This window comes from Nitrosomonas mobilis (assembly GCF_900103035.1).
GTDB classification, from domain to species: Bacteria; Pseudomonadota; Gammaproteobacteria; order Burkholderiales; family Nitrosomonadaceae; genus Nitrosomonas; species Nitrosomonas mobilis.
In genome coordinates, this window is record NZ_FMWO01000048.1 from 141,529 (window position 1) to 158,029 (window position 16,501).

Here is a 16,501-nt window from a genome sequence, read left to right on the forward strand (position 1 = left end):
CCCATTGTTGAATGCAGAGCCCGGTATGCTGCTTTAGCAGCAGAGAGCGGTTATATACAGAGTATGGACAATAATGATGTGCTGTTGCGTTGGGCGTGCGATAAACGAACAGTCGTGCGGATGGAACATGGGGTCGGTGCATTCGTTGTGCAAGATACCGCATTGGTTTCGCTTGCGTTGATATATCTCCCAGATCAGGAAACGATGAACGCCTTGGGTGAGACTTATAGTTATAGTATTGGCTGCCATCGCATGACCGAACAGAATCCTTCTTGGTATCAAGGTAGATTGTTGATATGGCATTAAAGGCCAATTGACTGAGGCGTTTGATCAGGTTTGAGGCAACGCCGCAGGTAATGTCGCCATTATCGTGTATTTGCTCGGCGCTACCGATACTCTTGCGAGTTTTACGATTAACCCGCAAGGATTAAACGGCGCCTGATGCAAGTGGCACAGCATTCCAATATGCGTTCGCTTTACACATTGAAAAGGGAGTAAACAATTTAGTGAATTTGAATCAGCCTGCTGTGGATAAAACCTGTGTAGCAAACGTCGGAGTGGTCATCTCGGTGCGTGGCAGTGTTGTTGATATCGTATTTGAGGAACGCTTGCCGCCTATCCATTCTTTGCTACACGCGTTGCAGGGGAAAATTGCAATCGAGGTGCTGGCACAACTCGATGCACATCGCTTACGCGGTATTGCTCTGACACCTACGCAAGGCCTTGCGCGGGGTATGCTGGTGGAAGATACTGGTGGGTCGTTACAGGCTCCAGTCGGCAAGGGTATTCTTTCGCGCATGTTCGATGTTTTCGGCAATGCTATTGATCGCCAGGAAGCGCCAGTAGATATTCAGTGGCGCACCATTCATCATGCGCCACCGGCGTTAGCACGGCGTTCCACTAAGTCCGAGATGTTTGAGACGGGCATTAAAGTCATCGATGTGCTCTTGCCGCTGGAGCGCGGCGGTAAAGCTGGCTTGTTTGGCGGCGCGGGCGTAGGCAAAACAGTTTTACTCACTGAGATGATCCATAACATGGTCAGTCAGCACGCCGGTGTGAGTATTTTTTGCGGGATCGGAGAACGCTGCCGCGAAGGGGAGGAGCTCTATCGTGAGATGAAGACAGCGGGCGTACTGGAGAATATGGTCATGGTATTCGGTCAGATGAACGAACCGCCAGGTGCTCGTTTTCGGGTCGGCCATACCGCTCTGACCATGGCTGAGTATTTTCGTGATGACGAACACCGCGATGTATTGTTGCTTGTCGATAATATTTTTCGTTTTATTCAGGCAGGTATGGAGGTGTCGGGTTTAATGGGACAGATGCCGGCGCGCTTGGGTTATCAGCCAACTATGGGTACTGAGTTGTCGCAGCTGGAGGAGCGCATCGCCAATACTGATAGTGGCGCTATTACTTCTATTCAGGCGGTATACGTGCCAGCGGACGATTTTACCGACCCGGCAGCGGTACATACCTTTTCGCATCTATCTGCATCAATCGTATTGTCGCGTAAACGCGCCAGTGAGGGGCTTTATCCCGCCATCGACCCGCTGCAGTCCGGCTCCAAGATGGCCACACCCGGCGTCGTTGGTAAACGGCATTATGCCCTTGCTCAGGAAATCCGGCGCACATTGGCGCAATACGCTGAACTCAGGGATATTATCGCAATGCTGGGTATGGAGCAGCTATCGACGGAAGATCATAAAGTGGTCAATCGTGCCCGGCGACTAGAACGTTTTCTTACGCAGCCTTTCTTTACCACTGAGCAGTTTACCGGCCTGCAGGGTAAGTTGGTCAGCCTCAGCGATTCACTGGATGGCTGTGAGCGTATCTTGCGCGATGAGTTTACTGATTATCCGGAAAGTATGTTTTACATGATCGGCACGATTGAAGAAGCAAAAGAAAAATATAAAGCTGAAGCTAAATATCAGGTGGCAGAAAACCATGCAGATAGCACACATGAGGCTTAAGATTCTCTTGCCTTTCAGGGTTTTCGCGGAAAAAAATGATGTCTTACGCATCGTTGTTATGACGCACGGAGGCTCGTTTGGGATCCTGCCGCGTCGGCTTGACTGCATTGCATCGCTGTCAGCGGGGATACTGGTTTTCGAAACCAAATCGGACGGCGAGGTATATGTCGCAGTTGATGAAGGTGTTCTAGCTAAAACCGGCAGTAGTGTACTGATTTCAGTACGTAACGCAATTGGTGGCATGAGCCTGGATAAATTGCGCGAAGCAGTGGAGAAGGAATTTTTACAGCTGAACGAACAAGAACAAAGAGTGCGTTCAGTGCTGGCGAAAATGGAGAGTGGGTTTATTCGTCGTCTGGTAAACTTTCATCATGACTGACCCATTAGAAGAGAAAGCCAAACCGGCCAAGCAGCAATTCAGTCGGCAGATTGGGGATATGGCGGCACGAAAACTCAGGGCGCAGCGGCATGTTACGAGAACTGTCTGGTCGGGCCTTGGTATGATGGGATTAATCGGCTGGTCGGTAACCATACCGACTTTGCTCGGGGCAGCACTTGGATTCTGGCTGGACAAGCACTATCCGGGTGATCATTCCTGGACGCTGGCGTTGCTGGCCGTCGGCCTGGGTCTGGGTTGCTTTAATGCCTGGCGCTGGGTTATCAAGGAAGATAAAGAAATTCATGAGGATGAGAATGAATGATTTTTCTGAACTGGCAATTATATTGGGGACATTCATACTAGATTTAGCACCGGCTTTGGCAGCAGGTTGCTTGCTCGGTGTATTTTTTTTTACCGGACTTTGGTGGACAGTACGTAAACTCGGCTCAATTAAACGAGTAGCGCTCTGGTTTCTGGGTAGCTTACTGCTGCGAACTAGTATTGTTTTATTAGGGTTTTATTTTTTCCTGGGCGATAGTTGGCAGCACTTACTCATGGGCATGCTCGGTTTTATCATCGCACGCAGTATCATATTGCGGTATATACGCATAGTGGGCCAATCAAACGCGCCGTCAGAGAAAGCAGGCCATGCATCTTAGCCCCGACCAAATCATTTTCTGGCAATTTGGCTTCTTCAAACTTAACGCCACCATCGTCTACACTTGGGGATTGATGCTCGTACTGGTGATCAGCTCAAGACTGATTACACGCAGACTCTCCACCAAGTTACAACGCTCCCGCTGGCAGAATTTGCTGGAAATCATTGTTACTGGCATCAATCAGCAAATTAGAGAAGTGGGTCTTAACGACCCGCAAAAGCATCTCAGCTTTCTGGGCACCTTGTTTCTGTTTGTTGCCATGGCGAGTTTGTTTACGATTGTGCCTGGCTATGAACCGCCAACCGGCTCTCTTTCCACCACAGCAGCGTTGGCGATCTGTGTGTTCGTCGCAGTACCGCTGTTCGGTATTGAGGAAAACGGATTGAGCAAATACTTTCAAGCTTACCTAAAGCCAATGGTTATCATGCTGCCATTCAATATCATCAGTGAAATTTCACGCACGCTCGCGCTCGCAATCCGTCTGTTTGGCAACATGATGAGTGGCACATTAATTCTTGCCATTTTATTGACGGTTACACCTTTCATCTTCCCAATCGTCATGAATGCACTGGGATTATTAACTGGTATGGTGCAAGCCTACATTTTCAGTATTCTGGCGACGGTCTATATTGCTGCTGCCTCACAAGCTCGTCAATCCAGACCCTCTTCAGAAACAAAGCATTAGCGCTGTCCTAAATAAAGGCTCGAGCTTGTAAACAAGACCGGGCGTGCATAAAAACTGACGTCACCTATACTTGATATATAAGGAAGCATTTTCTATGAGCAACAAAGTATTGTGAGGAGACGAATCAAGCAGACAATCTCCAAAGGATATATTCGCAAATATGAGTGCTTAGAAATGTCTTTAAAACGTTCATTACGATAACCAAAGGAGATATTATGGACAGTATGACTATCATCGCGGTAGCATCAATTATCACTGCTGGCTTGACCATTGCCATCGGAGCCCTTGGGCCAGCACTTGGGGAAGGCAAGGCAGTGGCAACGGCGTTGACCTCGTTAGCCCAGCAGCCGGATGCTTCGGCTACCATCACTCGCACACTATTCGTGGGCTTGGCGATGATCGAATCTACTGCCATCTACTGTTTTGTGGTGTCAATGATTCTAATTTTTGCCAATCCATTCTGGAATCACTTCATTGCCCAGACCGCAGGCCAATAAGTCATGCTGATTGATTGGTTTACTGTTGTTGCGCAAATCATTAATTTTCTTATTCTGGTGTGGTTGTTGAAGCGCTTTCTGTACAAGCCTATTCTCACCGCAATTGATGCACGTGAGCAACGAATCGCCGCAAAACTCGCAGATGCTGATGCGAAAAAGATGGAGGCTCAGAAGGAGCGTGATGCATTCCAGCAAAAAAATGAGGATTTTGATAAGCAACGCATTGAGCGAATGAATCAGGTCGCGGAAGCGGTAAGCGCAGAACGAGCACAGCTACTTGATGCAGCACGACAAGAGTCAAGCGATTTGCGCGCGCAGTTGCAGGTGACGCTAAAGAATGAGCGGCACAACCTGAATGAAGCACTCAGTCATCGCGCCCGAGAGGAAGTGTTTGCCATTGCCCGTAAGACACTTATTGATCTCGCTGACACAACCCTTGAAGACCGTGTGACAGCCGTTTTCCTTGACCGTCTACGTGAGCTTGATGATGGAGAGATGGCTGATTTGAAATTGGTTTTTAAAGCATCAGTCGACCCGTTGCTTATACGCACTGCTTTCACCTTATCAACAGAGCAGTGCGCTGCTATTGAAACCACAATCAATGGAGTGCTGGGCGAGGAGAAGGCGGTCAAGTTCGAGACCGCGCCAGACCTGATTAGCGGTATTGAGCTTGTCGCAAATGGACGAAAAGTGGCATGGAGTATTGCGAGTTATCTCGCTTCGCTGGAAGAGAGTATCGATGAACTTTTGAAAGATAGAGACGGGATTCAGTTGGAAGTCAAGCCTAAGGCTAAAACAGAGTCTGATTCCCAGGCAAAGAGCGAATAGTGATGGAGTCCGATAACCTCAAAAATGTTTTTGACCGAGTCTTTACTGGAATAGGTCAAGCACGTGAATCCTTTGTACCAGACCTGAAGCACCGGGAAATAGGCACGATCACCAGTATCGGCACTGGTATCGCCAAGGTCGCCGGTTTGCCAGGTGTTGGTTTTGAGGAGATCCTGAAGTTTCCAAATGGTGTATACGGCATCGCATTCAACGTTGATGAAGATGAAATTGGCGTCGTGCTACTTGGACATTACTGGGAATTGCAAGCAGGCGATGAAGTCGAACGTCGGGGGCATGTGATTGACGTACCGGTGGGAGATGGATTGGTCGGGCGGATTATCAACCCAATGGGTCGTCCTCTGGACGGCAAAGGCAGGCTCGATTTCAGTGGACGTTTGCCGGTCGAACGACCTTCTGCAGCCATCATGGATCGTGCGCCCGTTAGTGCACCCTTGCAAACCGGGATCAAGGTCATCGATGCACTCATTCCAGTAGGTCGCGGCCAACGTGAGCTGATCCTCGGTGACCGGCAGACCGGTAAAACCGCAATTGCACTCGATACGATACTCAATCAACGAGACCAGAATGTGCTGTGTGTTTATTGCGCCATAGGCCAACGCGCATCAGGCGTGGCGAAAGTAATCGCTACGCTGCGGGAAAAAGGTGCGATGGATTATACGGTTGTAGTCGTCACCGAAGGCAACGATCCGCCTGGCCTTGCTTACATTGCACCGTATGCTGCAACAAGTATCGCAGAATATTTCATGGAACAAGGTCGTGATGTGCTGATCGTTTACGATGACCTTACGCATCATGCACGTGCCTATCGCGAACTGTCTCTTCTGCTGCGCCGCCCACCCGGCAGGGAAGCTTTTCCAGGTGATATTTTTTACATCCACTCGCGATTGCTGGAACGCGCAACGCATTTGCGCCCCGAATTTGGTGGCGGATCGCTAACAGCACTGCCAATTATCGAAACGGAAGCACAGGACATTTCTGCCTATATTCCAACTAACCTGATTTCCATTACGGACGGACAGATATACCTTTCACCATCGCTATTTGCATTGGGTGTGCTACCTGCAGTTGACGTAGGCAAATCTGTTTCGCGCGTTGGAGGCAAAGCTCAACTGGCTGCGTACCGTGCGGTTGCGGGTGATCTTAAACTCGCTTACGCGCAGTTTGAGGAGCTTGAGACTTTTGCCCGCTTCGGCGCTCGCCTGGATGAAGACACGCGCAAAATCATTACGCATGGTCTGCGAATCCGAGCCTGCCTCAAGCAACCTGAGTTCACACCGGTTTCCGTGGCCGCACAAATTGCCGTGCTGATGGCATTGACCGCAGATCATTTTGACAACGTGCCGCTTGATCAGATGGTCGATGCCGAGCAAGCGGTCTATGCAGCTGCAGCGGATATTCCAGTCGAAGTGCGTTCGCGATTTGATACTGCTAAAAAATTAAGTGATGAAGATCGGGCAACGATTACCCGGATTGTGAGCAATTCACTCGCACACTTTCAACTAGAAAGTCATGAGTGATAGCGTTGCGAGCTTGCGCCACAAGATCGTCAGTGCTGGAAAGCTTGGTTCTGTCGTGCGCACAATGAAGACCATGGCTGCTTCAAATATTGGACAGTATGAGAATGCGGTGCGTGCGCTGGATGATTACTATCGAACCGTGCAACTGGGCTTGATCACGTATTTCCGACAGGATAAATTGTCTTTTACCGTGCATCCAGTAGCGCAGAGGGAAGCAGGGGCGACTGGCGTAATTGTATTTGGTTCTGACCAGGGACTGGTTGGTCAATTTAATGACGTGATAGTAGAGTTTGTCATGAATACACTGAGAAATTTACCTGACGTAAGAATGGTATGGGCGGTCGGTGAGCGTATTCAGTCGCGCCTTGCCGAAACTGACCTGTCACCAGTGGAGAATTTTATTCTGCCAAATTCAATTAACGCAATTACGCCGCTGGTAGGGCAGATTCTGATTGAAATGGAATCGCAACGTGAAAAAGGCAAGATCACTCAAGTTTATATTTTTCATAATCGCCCCCGGTCTGGCGCGATTTATGCACCCGTGAGTCAACAATTGCTGCCGTTGGACGAAGCGTGGCGACATAGCCTGGCTACCATTCGCTGGCCGACCCAAAATTTACCCGAAGTTATAAATAATGGGAAGCAAGTATTGCAGGCGCTCATTCGTGAGTATCTTTTTGTTTCACTTTTCAGGGCTTGCGCTGAATCGTTGGCAAGTGAAAACGCGAGTCGTTTGGCAGCAATGCAGCGTGCTGAAAAAAATATCGACGAATTGCAGGAGGAACTGAATCGGTTATTTCACCGCTTACGCCAAAGTGACATCGACGGAGAGTTATTCGATGTTGTATCGGGCTTCGAAGCACTAACAAAATCGCAGTGACAGCTCAAAGGATCAAGATGAACGCAGAATTAAAGTCATGATAGACTTTAATTACATAATTAATCTGACGAAGGGCTCCAGCAATGAGCAGCGATAAAAAACTGACGACTACCGCAGGTTGTCCGGTAGCGGATAATCAGAATGTCATGACGGCCGGCCCAAGAGGACCGCAATTACTGCAGGATGTCTGGTTCCTGGAAAAGCTTGCGCATTTCGACCGCGAAGTCATTCCGGAGCGCCGCATGCACGCCAAAGGTTCCGGCGCTTATGGCGTGTTCACGGTGACCCATGATATTACCCGTTACACCCGCGCCAGGCTCTTTTCACAGATTGGCAAAAAAACCGAAGTGTTTGCCCGCTTTACCACGGTGGCGGGTGAGCGCGGGGCGGCGGATGCGGAGCGGGATATTCGCGGTTTTGCGCTGAAATTTTATACCGAGGAAGGTAACTGGGATATGGTGGGTAACAATACGCCGGTATTTTTCCTGCGCGATCCGCTGAAATTTCCGGACCTGAATCATGCGGTCAAGCGCGATCCGCGCACCAATCTGCGCAGCGCCAAAAGCAACTGGGATTTCTGGACATCCCTGCCGGAAGCCTTGCATCAGATCACCATTGTCATGAGCGATCGTGGCATACCCGCATCTTACCGGCACATGCATGGCTTTGGTAGCCATACGTTCAGTTTTATTAATGCCCGCAATGAACGGTACTGGGTGAAATTCCATTTCAAAACTCAGCAGGAAATCAGGAATCTGACGGACGCCGAGGCTGAGGTGCTCATTGGAAAGGACAGGGAAAGCCATCAGCGCGATCTGTACGAAAATCTGGAGAAGGGTAATTTTCCAAAATGGACATTTGCGGTGCAGATCATGCCGGAGGCGGATGCCGCCAAGGTACCCTATAATCCGTTCGATCTCACCAAAATCTGGCCGCATAGTGATTACCCGTTGATCGAAGTGGGAGTACTGGAATTGAACCGTAATCCGGAAAACTTTTTTGCCGAGGTAGAACAATCGGCCTTCAATCCGGCCAACGTGGTGCCTGGTATTGGGTTTTCACCTGACAGAATGTTGCAGGGACGGCTGTTTGCGTATGGCGATGCACAGCGTTATCGTCTTGGGGTGAATCATCACCTTATCCCGGTCAACGCCCCGCGCTGCCCGGTGCACAGCTATCATCGCGATGGTCAGATGCGTGTTGATGGCAATTACGGCGGCACACTTGGCTATGAGCCCAATGATCAGCAGGAATGGCAGGAGCAGCCTGAATTCCGGGAGTTACCACTGGCACTGCAAGGCGCGGCTGATCACTGGGATCACCGTGAGGACAACGATTATTTCACTCAGCCGGGGAACCTGTTCAGGCTGATGAGCGGTGAAAAACGCCAACTTCTGTTTGAGAATACCGCCAGAAGTATCGGTAGTGCACCCCGGGAAATTCAGATTCGCCATATCCGGCACTGCCACCAGGCAGACCTTGCCTACGGAAAAGGTATTGCCGACGCGCTGGGAATTGCTGCGTCGGAATATCTATAGCAATCATTTTCAGCAATTTCCGGACACATGATAGGGTAAATGACAAAAACGGTTTTGCGTCACGGCAACGTATTTTTCTGGGGATATGGCCTGATCTTGTTGATGGTGGCAATGATCATGCCACCCGTTGCGCAGTCACAGCTTTATCACGCATTTGCTAACCAGCGCAGTTTTCTGGGAATTCCCAATTTTTGGGATGTCGCTTCCAATCTTCCTTTCCTGTTGATTGGTGCAGCAGGCATTATTTTTCTCCGGCATGACAAGCAGCGTGACCGAAAAACCGACTCAACCAGCGTTTATTCTGCCTATCAGTTGGTGTTTCTCAGCACACTGTTGGTCTTTCCTGGTTCTGTCTATTATCACTGGTCACCGGATAACATCAGCTTATTGTGGGACAGACTGCCGATTGCTATCGGCATGATGGCGCTGCTCGCAGCCGTGTCGCTCGAACGTATTCCCCTCAAACGGCCCAATCTGCTGCTGATCGCATTCGTATCATTCGGCGCGGCCAGTGTGGTGTACTGGTATTGGAGCGAACAGCAGGGTGCGGGTAACCTCAATTACTATATCGCCGTGCAATTTGGTGCATTGCTGCTGATTGCCCTGCTGGTGGGATTTTATCCGTCCCGCTACAGTCGCGCACACGACCTGTATGGTGTATTGGGCTGGTACGGCCTTGCCAAAGTTGCCGAAATATTTGATGAACCCATTTACCATATAAGTGGAATCGTAAGCGGTCATACGCTCAAACACCTGCTGGCAGCAATGGGCGTTTATTGGTTAATAAGAATGCTCAGATTACGTGCGGATAGTCGGAAGAGTGCATGACCATACTGTGGCTCATCACGAGCAGCTCCGTTATAAATTGGAACCGGGGCTCGTGGATAAAACGGCGGGTGACAAATAGAAGTTTTGCGCTGGGTAATGAATGCTTCTTAGCACAAGTATCCGCTGTTCTGGGAAAATGATCGACACCTGGTATCTCCATTTATTGTATTTATTGCAGCAGCTGGACAGAAAAACGGATGAAATAACCATCGTTGATAGCGTGCATGAAAATCACAAGGGTAACGAGAACTTTTGTCGGATTATCCTGCCTAACGTCACTGTGCGCTGAGCAGAACGGGAACGCGAGAAACGGCGTGCGCAAAAGTAGCTTTATGCTGGTGAAGCGCTAACCCGGAAGGAACTACTGCAAAGTCGCAAGCTTCAGAGTAAAATGATAATCCCTTAATCTTTAAAAAAAGGAAAATATCTATGAAAACAGTTTGGTTAGGTACATTCGCTGCTGTTCTATTGACGGCAGGTGTTGCTCAGGCAAGCGCTGAGCTGGCTCAAAAAAATAATTGTACTGCCTGTCATCAGGTTGAAATGAAAGTAGTTGGCCCAGCTCTCAAGGATGTTGCTGCGAAGTACGCCGGTGTAGACGGCGCTGCTGATCAACTGGCTGCCAAAATCAAAAATGGCAGCAGTGGTGTTTGGGGAAACATCCCAATGCCGCCGAATGTCAACGTCAGCGATGACGATGCTAAAGCGCTGGCTGAATGGATTCTGTCACTCAAGTAAACTGATCTTCAGGGTACATGGAAAGCCGATACCGTACCAAGTATCGGCTTTTTTAATTCAACTGTGTTTTCTTATAGTAATGAAATTTCAGAAATAATGACAACAGACAAAATCATTTTTGGCGCTGGCTGTTTCTGGGGGGTAGAAGCTGTTTTTCGTGAGATTCCTGGAGTGACGGCAACTACCTGCGGTTATGCGGGCGGAAAGACTGAAAATCCAAGTTATGGAGATGTCTGTGGCGGCGGTACCGGACATGCCGAGGTAGTGTTGGTCGAGTACGATTCTGCTGTTCTAGCGTTCCGGGATTTACTGAAGGTATTCTGGGAATGTCATGATCCTACTACACTCAATCGCCAAGGTCCTGATATCGGTACCCAGTACCGTTCGGCCATTTTTTGCCATACCCCAGAGCAGCAGACAGAGGCAAAAATCAGCCGCGATCAGCTGCAGCAAAGCGGCCGATGGCGTAATCAGATAGTTACTGAAATTCTGCCTGCTTCTCGGTTTTATCCAGCGGAGGCTTACCATCAGTGCTATTTCGAAAAACATGGGCATGGGCACTAAAAAGTTTGGATTTTTCTGATTTTGGGTTATCGCATCTAGCGGAAGAACCTTGTACTGAGCTGATTGGTGGCCTATTCCGGGCTGAAGTCTTCCTGAATCAACCGCTCTACTTCCATCTGTTCATCTGATAAAAAATTTCCGGGCAATGCGAATTTGATTCAAACCCGCCTGCTTTAATCCGTAAATCTGATGAATCAATATGATGGTTTCTTTTCAGATTCTATTTCAAAAAATGTGGCAATAATTGGTGCAAGTGGTGGTGTCGGTTTTGCTGTCACCCGTCGGTTACTCGTGACAGGATACCGGGTGAGCGCGGCCTACCGTACGCACAAAATCCCGGATGTGCACGCGTTAATGTGTCAACATGCCAAGCAGTTGAGTTTGTGACGGGCGAATCTCACAATCGCACAAATTTCCCATGCCTTGAAAGATCGAATAGGCAAGCTGCATCTGCTCATGAACTGCAGCGGTGTGTTATATGCGGAAGGCATGCAGCCGGATAACCAGCTGGGTGATGTAGTTCAATAGAATTGACCGGTCGTTGTCAAGTTGGCCGTCGCCTGAACGTATAGATTTATGCTGTCTTTGTGAGTTCTAAACTAGCCTCCTTTTGGTCGATTTTTTCGGGAACGCGTTGATCCGGGTTTAAATGAACGACGCGAACCGGCTGCCAGTTCCGAGTACCGTCGCTCCGGCGTTCTGGATACTTCTTCTTCGCTTCTTCATATGCATTGGCACGCTTCTGCAGCAACTCGGTATCCAGGTTGGCGCGGCGTTCTGCCGGTGTTACGAAGTGTGACGATGTTCAGGTTGTACCATTGTACAAACATACCGACCCACCACCTGGCGGCTGAATGATGGTGTCACCCCCAATGCTTGCAGGGAAGTCAACAACGCTGCGCCCTTAGTCGGGTTGCCGTTGTCCGAATGCAGCACTACCTGGCCCGGCGCGATATTTTCCCGTATACAATATCGCGCCTGACATTCAGGCGACAGGTGGTTTTATAAACATTTTCATTATGCTGACTTCAATTCTGCAAATCAATGATTGCGGTTGACGGCGAAGTCGGCTAGTTGAGTTAAACATTGTTTATAGGCAGAATCAGAGATTGTCTCTATTGCCGCAAGAGCCATCCCGGATTCTTTCTGCGCGCATTGCCTCGCATAATCCAATGCTCCCGTTTCCTGAATGATCTGTAATACCGGTTCAAATCCATCCGCTCCACCCGTCTCAATTGCACGCCGGATCGTATCAGTCTGATGAGCGTTTCCGGTGCGCACTGCGAAAATGAGTGGCAGAGTGGGTTTGCCCTCTGCCAGATCGTCGCCAAGATTCTTGCCAGTATCATGATTGTCGCCTGAATAATCGAGCAGATCGTCCACCAGCTGGAACGCTGTACCTAAGTGCATGCCATATGCAGCCAGAGCGCTTTCTTCTGCTATTGAAGCACCTCCCAGAATGGCACCCAGGCGTGCAGCTGCCTCAAACAGCTTGGCCGTTTTGAAACGAATGACCCGAAGATAATTTTCTTCTTCTACATCAGGGTCGCGACAGTTAAGTAGTTGCAATACCTCGCCTTCAGCAATAGTGTTGGTCGCATCTGCCAGTACCTCCATAACCCGCATGTTCTGAATTTCCACCATCATCTGAAATGCGCGTGAATACAAAAAATCACCAACCAGTACGCTGGCAGCATTACCAAATAACGCATTGGCGGTGGCGTGATTGCGTCGCATACTGGAATCATCGACTACATCATCGTGGAGCAGCGTGGCGGTATGGATAAATTCAACGACAGCCGCCAGTACATGATGGGAAGATCCTGAATAACCGAATACCCCTGCTGATAAAACTACCAGCGCTGGACGCAAGCGTTTTCCACCGCTGTTAATAATATATTCACTAACTTGCCGTATAAGTGCAACATGCGAATGGAGCTTCTGCCGAATCACGGTATCAACATCACCCATGTCCTCGGCAATAAAGCTTCTGATTGACTCGATTGACACAATTGCTCCCTGAAGAAATCGCTATGGTAGAAACGTCATGTCATTGGTGTCAAGTCAGAATCAGTTATAACTGAAAAATAACTGGAAACCGCTTACGTGTTGTAACTTCCATTGAGTCATGCTGTCAAAAGTTCCGTTATAATTAGCGGCTTTAAGCATTGCCTTATCGGGAAAAACTCCATGCAACTTTTTGCTTTTGGTATCAATCATCATACGGCACCTTTGGACATTCGTGAGCATGTTGCTTTCCCGCAGGAGTCTATGCAGCATGCACTTCATGATCTGGTTGGACATCGTCCGGTCAAAGAAGCGGCAATTGTCTCTACTTGCAATCGTACCGAGATTTACTGCAATACCGATGCACCGGAACAGGCCGTCAACTGGCTGGCAAATTTCCATCGCCTTCAACCAGGAGACCTTGAGCCTTATCTTTATAAGTTAACTCGCGATCAGGCCGTGAAACATGCATTTCGCGTGGCTAGTGGGCTTGATTCGATGGTGTTGGGTGAACCGCAAATACTGGGGCAAATGAAAAATGCGGTTAAATCAGCCGAAGCAGCGGGCACGCTGGGTTTGTTGCTGCATAAAACTTTCCAGCGAACATTCTTTGTGGCTAAGGAAGTTCGTACTTCTACGGAGATAGGAGCCTGTTCGGTATCAATGGCAGCGGCAGCAGCGCGTCTGGCAGAGAGGATTTTTGGCGACATCAGCGAGCAACGCGTACTGTTTATCGGCGCTGGTGAAATGATTGAATTATGTGCAGCACATTTCGTTGCCAAGCGTCCGGCTAGTGTGACGGTAGCTAACCGCACGATCGAACGCGCCGAGCTGTTATCTCACCGCTTTAATGCGCAACCGATCTCGCTGGGTGAATTGCCGGAACAACTCGCATTGCATGACATCGTAGTGACCTGTACCGCCAGTCCGTTGCCCATACTCGGCAAAGGTATGCTGGAGCGAGCCATTAAATTACGCAAGCATCGTCCGATTTTTATCATTGATCTGGCTGTGCCACGGGATGTGGAGCAGGAAGTTGCAGAATTAGATGATGTATTTTTGTATTATGTGGATGATCTTGCCGATATTGTCAAAGAAGGACTGGATAATCGCCAGAGTGCCGTTACCGAGGCTGAGAACATAATAGAATCCAATGTAAGCGATTTCATGCGCTGGGTATCCGCGCGCCAGACCGTACCGACTATTCGGGCGTTACGAGATCATGCGGAGCGGCATCGCCGCCATGAGTTGGATCGGGCGCACAAGTTGCTGGCAAAGGGAGAAAACCCCATCAAGGTGCTCGAATCTCTGAGTAGTGGGCTGACCAATAAGTTTTTACACCTTCCTTCAACTGCGCTAAATAATGCTTCGGATAGCGAGCGCGAGCAGCTCGTCGAGTTGGTCAATCGGTTATATCAACTGCATCATTCGGAATGAATAAAGGTATTATTGAGCAGCTTACTCGGTTGAGTACACGCTTGGAAGAGCTGGATCGGCTGCTGAGTAGCGAAAAGATCGCTAGCAATCTGGACAACTTGCGCAATCTTTCCCGTGAACGAGCGGAAATTACACCAGTTGTTGATCTTTATCGTTGCTATCATCAGACCGAAGGTGATATCGCTGCTGCCAAAGAAATAAGCTTGGATCCTCAAATGCGGGATTATGCCGAGACTGAAATAGAAGAGGGTAAGCAGAAACTTATTGATCTTGAAACGGCATTATTGAAACAATTGTTGCCCAAGGACCCGAATGATGAGCGTAATATTTTTCTCGAAATTCGTGCGGGCACGGGCGGGGATGAATCTGCGCTTTTTGCTGGAGATTTGTTCCGGATGTACACTCGTTTTGCGGAACGCCAGGGTTGGCAGGTTGAGATTGTTTCACAGAATCCCTCGGAAATGGGAGGGTACAAGGAGATCATCGCGCGGATCCTTGGCAGAGGTGCCTATTCCAGACTGAAATTCGAGTCGGGTGCACATCGAGTTCAGCGCGTTCCTGTTACCGAAACACAGGGTCGTGTTCATACTTCCACTTGTACGGTCGCTGTCATTCCTGAAGCTGATGAATTAGCGCAGGTTACGTTGAATCCGGCTGAGTTGAGGATTGATACATTCCGGGCATCTGGTGCTGGCGGTCAGCATATCAACAAAACTGACTCGGCAGTGCGCATTACTCATTTGCCTACTGGTATTGTGGTTGAATGTCAGGAAGGGCGCTCCCAACATAAAAATAAGGCGCAGGCACTGAGTATTCTGGCTGCTCGTATTCAGGACAAGCAGATGCAGGCGCAACAAGCCGAGCAGGCGGCTACCCGCAAATCTCTGGTTGGTACTGGAGAGCGTTCCGAGCGGATTCGCACTTATAATTTTCCACAGGGGCGGGTGACCGATCACCGTATCAATCTGACACTGTACAAGATGGATCAAATTATGGACGGCGATTTGGAGGAACTATGTGCTGCATTGGTTGCCGAACATCAAGCGGCACAACTAGCTGCGATTACAGACAATTAGCCGGCTAATCCAGCGATAAGGGTTATACAGCCTGATATGGCGACAATCGCAGGAGAACTGCGGCGATGGACCGATAAGCTTGAGCGGCTGGATATCAGCTGGTTGTTGCAACATGTTCTTGATGTCAACGCAGCATTTTTGGTCGCACATCCCGATTATTTACTGACTGCGGAGCAAACGCAGGCTTTTCATGAATTGATGACCAAGCGGGCAGCGGGTGTTCCGGTTGCCTATCTGACTGGCAAACAGGGATTTTATGATCTTATCTTTGAAGTTACGTCAGATGTATTGATTCCGCGTCCTGAAACCGAGCTGTTGATAGAAACAGTGCTGGCGATGATTCCGGTCAATCATCCCTGTAATATTCTTGATCTGGGAACGGGTAGCGGAGCGATTGCCATCACTATTGCCAGGCATCGTCCTCATGTTCATGTTTTTGCGCTCGATATTTCAATCAACGCGCTTTTACTTGCTCGCAGAAATGCCGGGCGGCTTTCGGTCAGTAATATTGATTTTGTAGCAAGTAATTGGTATGCGGCTCTCGGAGCAATAAGATTTGACGGGATCGTTGCTAATCCACCTTATATTGCCAGTGCTGACCCACACCTTCAACAGGGTGATTTGCGCTTTGAACCCATGCTGGCTCTGGTAGCCGAGCATGATGGATTAAGTTGCCTGCGTAAAATTATTTCACAGGCACCGCAATTTCTACATCAAGGTGGATGGTTGTTGTTCGAACATGGGTATGATCAGGCAGCAGCCTGTCGTCAATTACTGACAGCTGCCGGGTTTACAGAATTGATCCGTCAATCGGATTTTGCACAAATCGATCGGGTGAGCGGTGGATACTGCCAATCGATATTCAGGTGACGTATCT

21 protein-coding genes are annotated in these 16,501 nt (G+C 49.1%); 19 read left to right on the forward strand and 2 right to left on the reverse strand.

Going from position 1 to position 16,501, the window contains the following annotated elements; genetic code table 11:
- The first annotated feature begins 3 nt into the window (after nucleotides 1-3).
- From NSMM_RS07360 to NSMM_RS07430, 16 genes are all read left to right on the forward strand, one after another.
- Complete coding sequence (locus NSMM_RS07360) at nucleotides 4-306, forward strand: DUF2254 family protein (RefSeq protein WP_281200900.1); 303 nt, start codon at nucleotides 4-6, stop codon at nucleotides 304-306.
- Between the two features lie 221 nt (nucleotides 307-527).
- On the forward strand, nucleotides 528-1,970 hold the full coding sequence (gene atpD, locus NSMM_RS07365; RefSeq protein WP_090286332.1) for a F0F1 ATP synthase subunit beta: 1,443 nt from the start codon (nucleotides 528-530) through the stop codon (nucleotides 1,968-1,970).
- A complete protein-coding gene (locus NSMM_RS07370) occupies nucleotides 1,960-2,349 on the forward strand; it encodes a F0F1 ATP synthase subunit epsilon (RefSeq protein WP_218121040.1) in 390 nt (129 codons plus the stop codon). Before atpD ends, NSMM_RS07370 begins: the two co-directional genes overlap by 11 nt.
- A complete protein-coding gene (locus NSMM_RS07375) occupies nucleotides 2,342-2,671 on the forward strand; it encodes an AtpZ/AtpI family protein (protein WP_090286120.1) in 330 nt (109 codons plus the stop codon). The genes NSMM_RS07370 and NSMM_RS07375 overlap by 8 nt, the downstream gene beginning before the upstream one ends.
- The gene (locus tag NSMM_RS07380; RefSeq protein ID WP_090286122.1) at nucleotides 2,664-3,008 is read left to right on the forward strand and encodes an ATP synthase subunit I; all 345 of its coding nucleotides are present in this window, start codon (nucleotides 2,664-2,666) and stop codon (nucleotides 3,006-3,008) included. Before NSMM_RS07375 ends, NSMM_RS07380 begins: the two co-directional genes overlap by 8 nt.
- Nucleotides 2,998-3,693: a F0F1 ATP synthase subunit A gene (locus NSMM_RS07385; RefSeq protein WP_090286124.1), complete on the forward strand. Its 696-nt coding sequence runs from the start codon at nucleotides 2,998-3,000 to the stop codon at nucleotides 3,691-3,693. The genes NSMM_RS07380 and NSMM_RS07385 overlap by 11 nt, the downstream gene beginning before the upstream one ends.
- Before the next feature lie 215 nt (nucleotides 3,694-3,908).
- Nucleotides 3,909-4,190, forward strand: a complete 282-nt coding sequence (locus NSMM_RS07390; RefSeq protein ID WP_090286126.1) for a F0F1 ATP synthase subunit C — start codon at nucleotides 3,909-3,911, stop codon at nucleotides 4,188-4,190.
- Between the two features lie 3 nt (nucleotides 4,191-4,193).
- Complete coding sequence (locus tag NSMM_RS07395; protein WP_090286128.1) at nucleotides 4,194-5,018, forward strand: F0F1 ATP synthase subunit B family protein; 825 nt, start codon at nucleotides 4,194-4,196, stop codon at nucleotides 5,016-5,018.
- A gap of 2 nt (nucleotides 5,019-5,020) precedes the next feature.
- Nucleotides 5,021-6,556 (forward strand): alternate F1F0 ATPase, F1 subunit alpha, encoded by a 1,536-nt coding sequence (locus tag NSMM_RS07400; protein WP_090286130.1) that lies wholly within the window; start codon nucleotides 5,021-5,023, stop codon nucleotides 6,554-6,556.
- Entirely contained in the window at nucleotides 6,549-7,436 is an 888-nt protein-coding gene (locus NSMM_RS07405; RefSeq protein ID WP_090286132.1) for a F0F1 ATP synthase subunit gamma, read from the forward strand. The genes NSMM_RS07400 and NSMM_RS07405 overlap by 8 nt, the downstream gene beginning before the upstream one ends.
- 83 nt (nucleotides 7,437-7,519) lie before the next feature.
- A complete protein-coding gene (locus NSMM_RS07410; protein WP_090286133.1) occupies nucleotides 7,520-8,974 on the forward strand; it encodes a catalase in 1,455 nt (484 codons plus the stop codon).
- A 39-nt stretch (nucleotides 8,975-9,013) separates the two neighbouring features.
- Complete coding sequence (locus NSMM_RS07415) at nucleotides 9,014-9,802, forward strand: alkaline phytoceramidase (RefSeq protein ID WP_245654723.1); 789 nt, start codon at nucleotides 9,014-9,016, stop codon at nucleotides 9,800-9,802.
- 100 nt (nucleotides 9,803-9,902) lie between these two features.
- On the forward strand, nucleotides 9,903-10,091 hold the full coding sequence (locus NSMM_RS15150) for a hypothetical protein (RefSeq protein WP_143001891.1): 189 nt from the start codon (nucleotides 9,903-9,905) through the stop codon (nucleotides 10,089-10,091).
- Nucleotides 10,092-10,231: 140 nt separating this feature from the next.
- Nucleotides 10,232-10,540 carry a c-type cytochrome gene (locus NSMM_RS07420; RefSeq protein ID WP_090286135.1) on the forward strand — a complete coding sequence of 103 codons (309 nt, stop codon included), beginning with the start codon at nucleotides 10,232-10,234 and terminating at the stop codon, nucleotides 10,538-10,540.
- Between the two features lie 96 nt (nucleotides 10,541-10,636).
- Entirely contained in the window at nucleotides 10,637-11,104 is a 468-nt protein-coding gene (gene msrA / locus NSMM_RS07425; protein ID WP_090286137.1) for a peptide-methionine (S)-S-oxide reductase MsrA, read from the forward strand.
- Nucleotides 11,105-11,293: 189 nt separating this feature from the next.
- A complete protein-coding gene (locus NSMM_RS07430; RefSeq protein WP_090286139.1) occupies nucleotides 11,294-11,491 on the forward strand; it encodes a hypothetical protein in 198 nt (65 codons plus the stop codon).
- Between the two features lie 187 nt (nucleotides 11,492-11,678).
- On the opposite strand, the gene NSMM_RS15600 is transcribed toward NSMM_RS07430, so the two are convergent.
- Both NSMM_RS15600 and ispB read right to left on the reverse strand, forming a co-directional pair.
- Entirely contained in the window at nucleotides 11,679-11,855 is a 177-nt protein-coding gene (locus NSMM_RS15600; RefSeq protein WP_176753888.1) for a hypothetical protein, read from the reverse strand.
- A gap of 290 nt (nucleotides 11,856-12,145) precedes the next feature.
- The gene (gene ispB / locus NSMM_RS07435; RefSeq protein WP_090286141.1) at nucleotides 12,146-13,114 is read right to left on the reverse strand and encodes an octaprenyl diphosphate synthase; all 969 of its coding nucleotides are present in this window, start codon (nucleotides 13,112-13,114) and stop codon (nucleotides 12,146-12,148) included.
- Nucleotides 13,115-13,294: 180 nt separating this feature from the next.
- Between ispB and hemA the strand changes: the two genes are divergently transcribed.
- From hemA to prmC, 3 genes are read left to right on the forward strand one after another with little or no spacing between them, the layout of a single operon-like run.
- Entirely contained in the window at nucleotides 13,295-14,548 is a 1,254-nt protein-coding gene (gene hemA / locus NSMM_RS07440) for a glutamyl-tRNA reductase (RefSeq protein ID WP_090286144.1), read from the forward strand.
- Nucleotides 14,545-15,624 (forward strand): peptide chain release factor 1, encoded by a 1,080-nt coding sequence (gene prfA, locus NSMM_RS07445; RefSeq protein WP_090286146.1) that lies wholly within the window; start codon nucleotides 14,545-14,547, stop codon nucleotides 15,622-15,624. Before hemA ends, prfA begins: the two co-directional genes overlap by 4 nt.
- Before the next feature lie 36 nt (nucleotides 15,625-15,660).
- Nucleotides 15,661-16,494 (forward strand): peptide chain release factor N(5)-glutamine methyltransferase, encoded by an 834-nt coding sequence (gene prmC, locus NSMM_RS07450; protein WP_090286148.1) that lies wholly within the window; start codon nucleotides 15,661-15,663, stop codon nucleotides 16,492-16,494.
- Nucleotides 16,495-16,501: the final 7 nt, after the last annotated feature.

Coding starts and splice junctions, on each gene's coding strand:
- NSMM_RS07370 (WP_218121040.1), top strand. CDS start 1,960: ATGAGGCTTAAGATTCTCTTGCCTTTCAGGGTTTTCGCGGAAAAAAAT.
- NSMM_RS07375 (WP_090286120.1), top strand. CDS start 2,342: ATGACTGACCCATTAGAAGAGAAAGCCAAACCGGCCAAGCAGCAATTC.
- NSMM_RS07380 (WP_090286122.1), top strand. CDS start 2,664: ATGAATGATTTTTCTGAACTGGCAATTATATTGGGGACATTCATACTA.
- NSMM_RS07385 (WP_090286124.1), top strand. CDS start 2,998: ATGCATCTTAGCCCCGACCAAATCATTTTCTGGCAATTTGGCTTCTTC.
- NSMM_RS07390 (WP_090286126.1), top strand. CDS start 3,909: ATGGACAGTATGACTATCATCGCGGTAGCATCAATTATCACTGCTGGC.
- NSMM_RS07395 (WP_090286128.1), top strand. CDS start 4,194: ATGCTGATTGATTGGTTTACTGTTGTTGCGCAAATCATTAATTTTCTT.
- NSMM_RS07400 (WP_090286130.1), top strand. CDS start 5,021: ATGGAGTCCGATAACCTCAAAAATGTTTTTGACCGAGTCTTTACTGGA.
- NSMM_RS07405 (WP_090286132.1), top strand. CDS start 6,549: ATGAGTGATAGCGTTGCGAGCTTGCGCCACAAGATCGTCAGTGCTGGA.
- NSMM_RS07410 (WP_090286133.1), top strand. CDS start 7,520: ATGAGCAGCGATAAAAAACTGACGACTACCGCAGGTTGTCCGGTAGCG.
- NSMM_RS07415 (WP_245654723.1), top strand. CDS start 9,014: ATGACAAAAACGGTTTTGCGTCACGGCAACGTATTTTTCTGGGGATAT.
- NSMM_RS15150 (WP_143001891.1), top strand. CDS start 9,903: ATGCTTCTTAGCACAAGTATCCGCTGTTCTGGGAAAATGATCGACACC.
- NSMM_RS07420 (WP_090286135.1), top strand. CDS start 10,232: ATGAAAACAGTTTGGTTAGGTACATTCGCTGCTGTTCTATTGACGGCA.
- msrA (WP_090286137.1), top strand. CDS start 10,637: ATGACAACAGACAAAATCATTTTTGGCGCTGGCTGTTTCTGGGGGGTA.
- NSMM_RS07430 (WP_090286139.1), top strand. CDS start 11,294: ATGAATCAATATGATGGTTTCTTTTCAGATTCTATTTCAAAAAATGTG.
- hemA (WP_090286144.1), top strand. CDS start 13,295: ATGCAACTTTTTGCTTTTGGTATCAATCATCATACGGCACCTTTGGAC.
- prfA (WP_090286146.1), top strand. CDS start 14,545: ATGAATAAAGGTATTATTGAGCAGCTTACTCGGTTGAGTACACGCTTG.
- prmC (WP_090286148.1), top strand. CDS start 15,661: ATGGCGACAATCGCAGGAGAACTGCGGCGATGGACCGATAAGCTTGAG.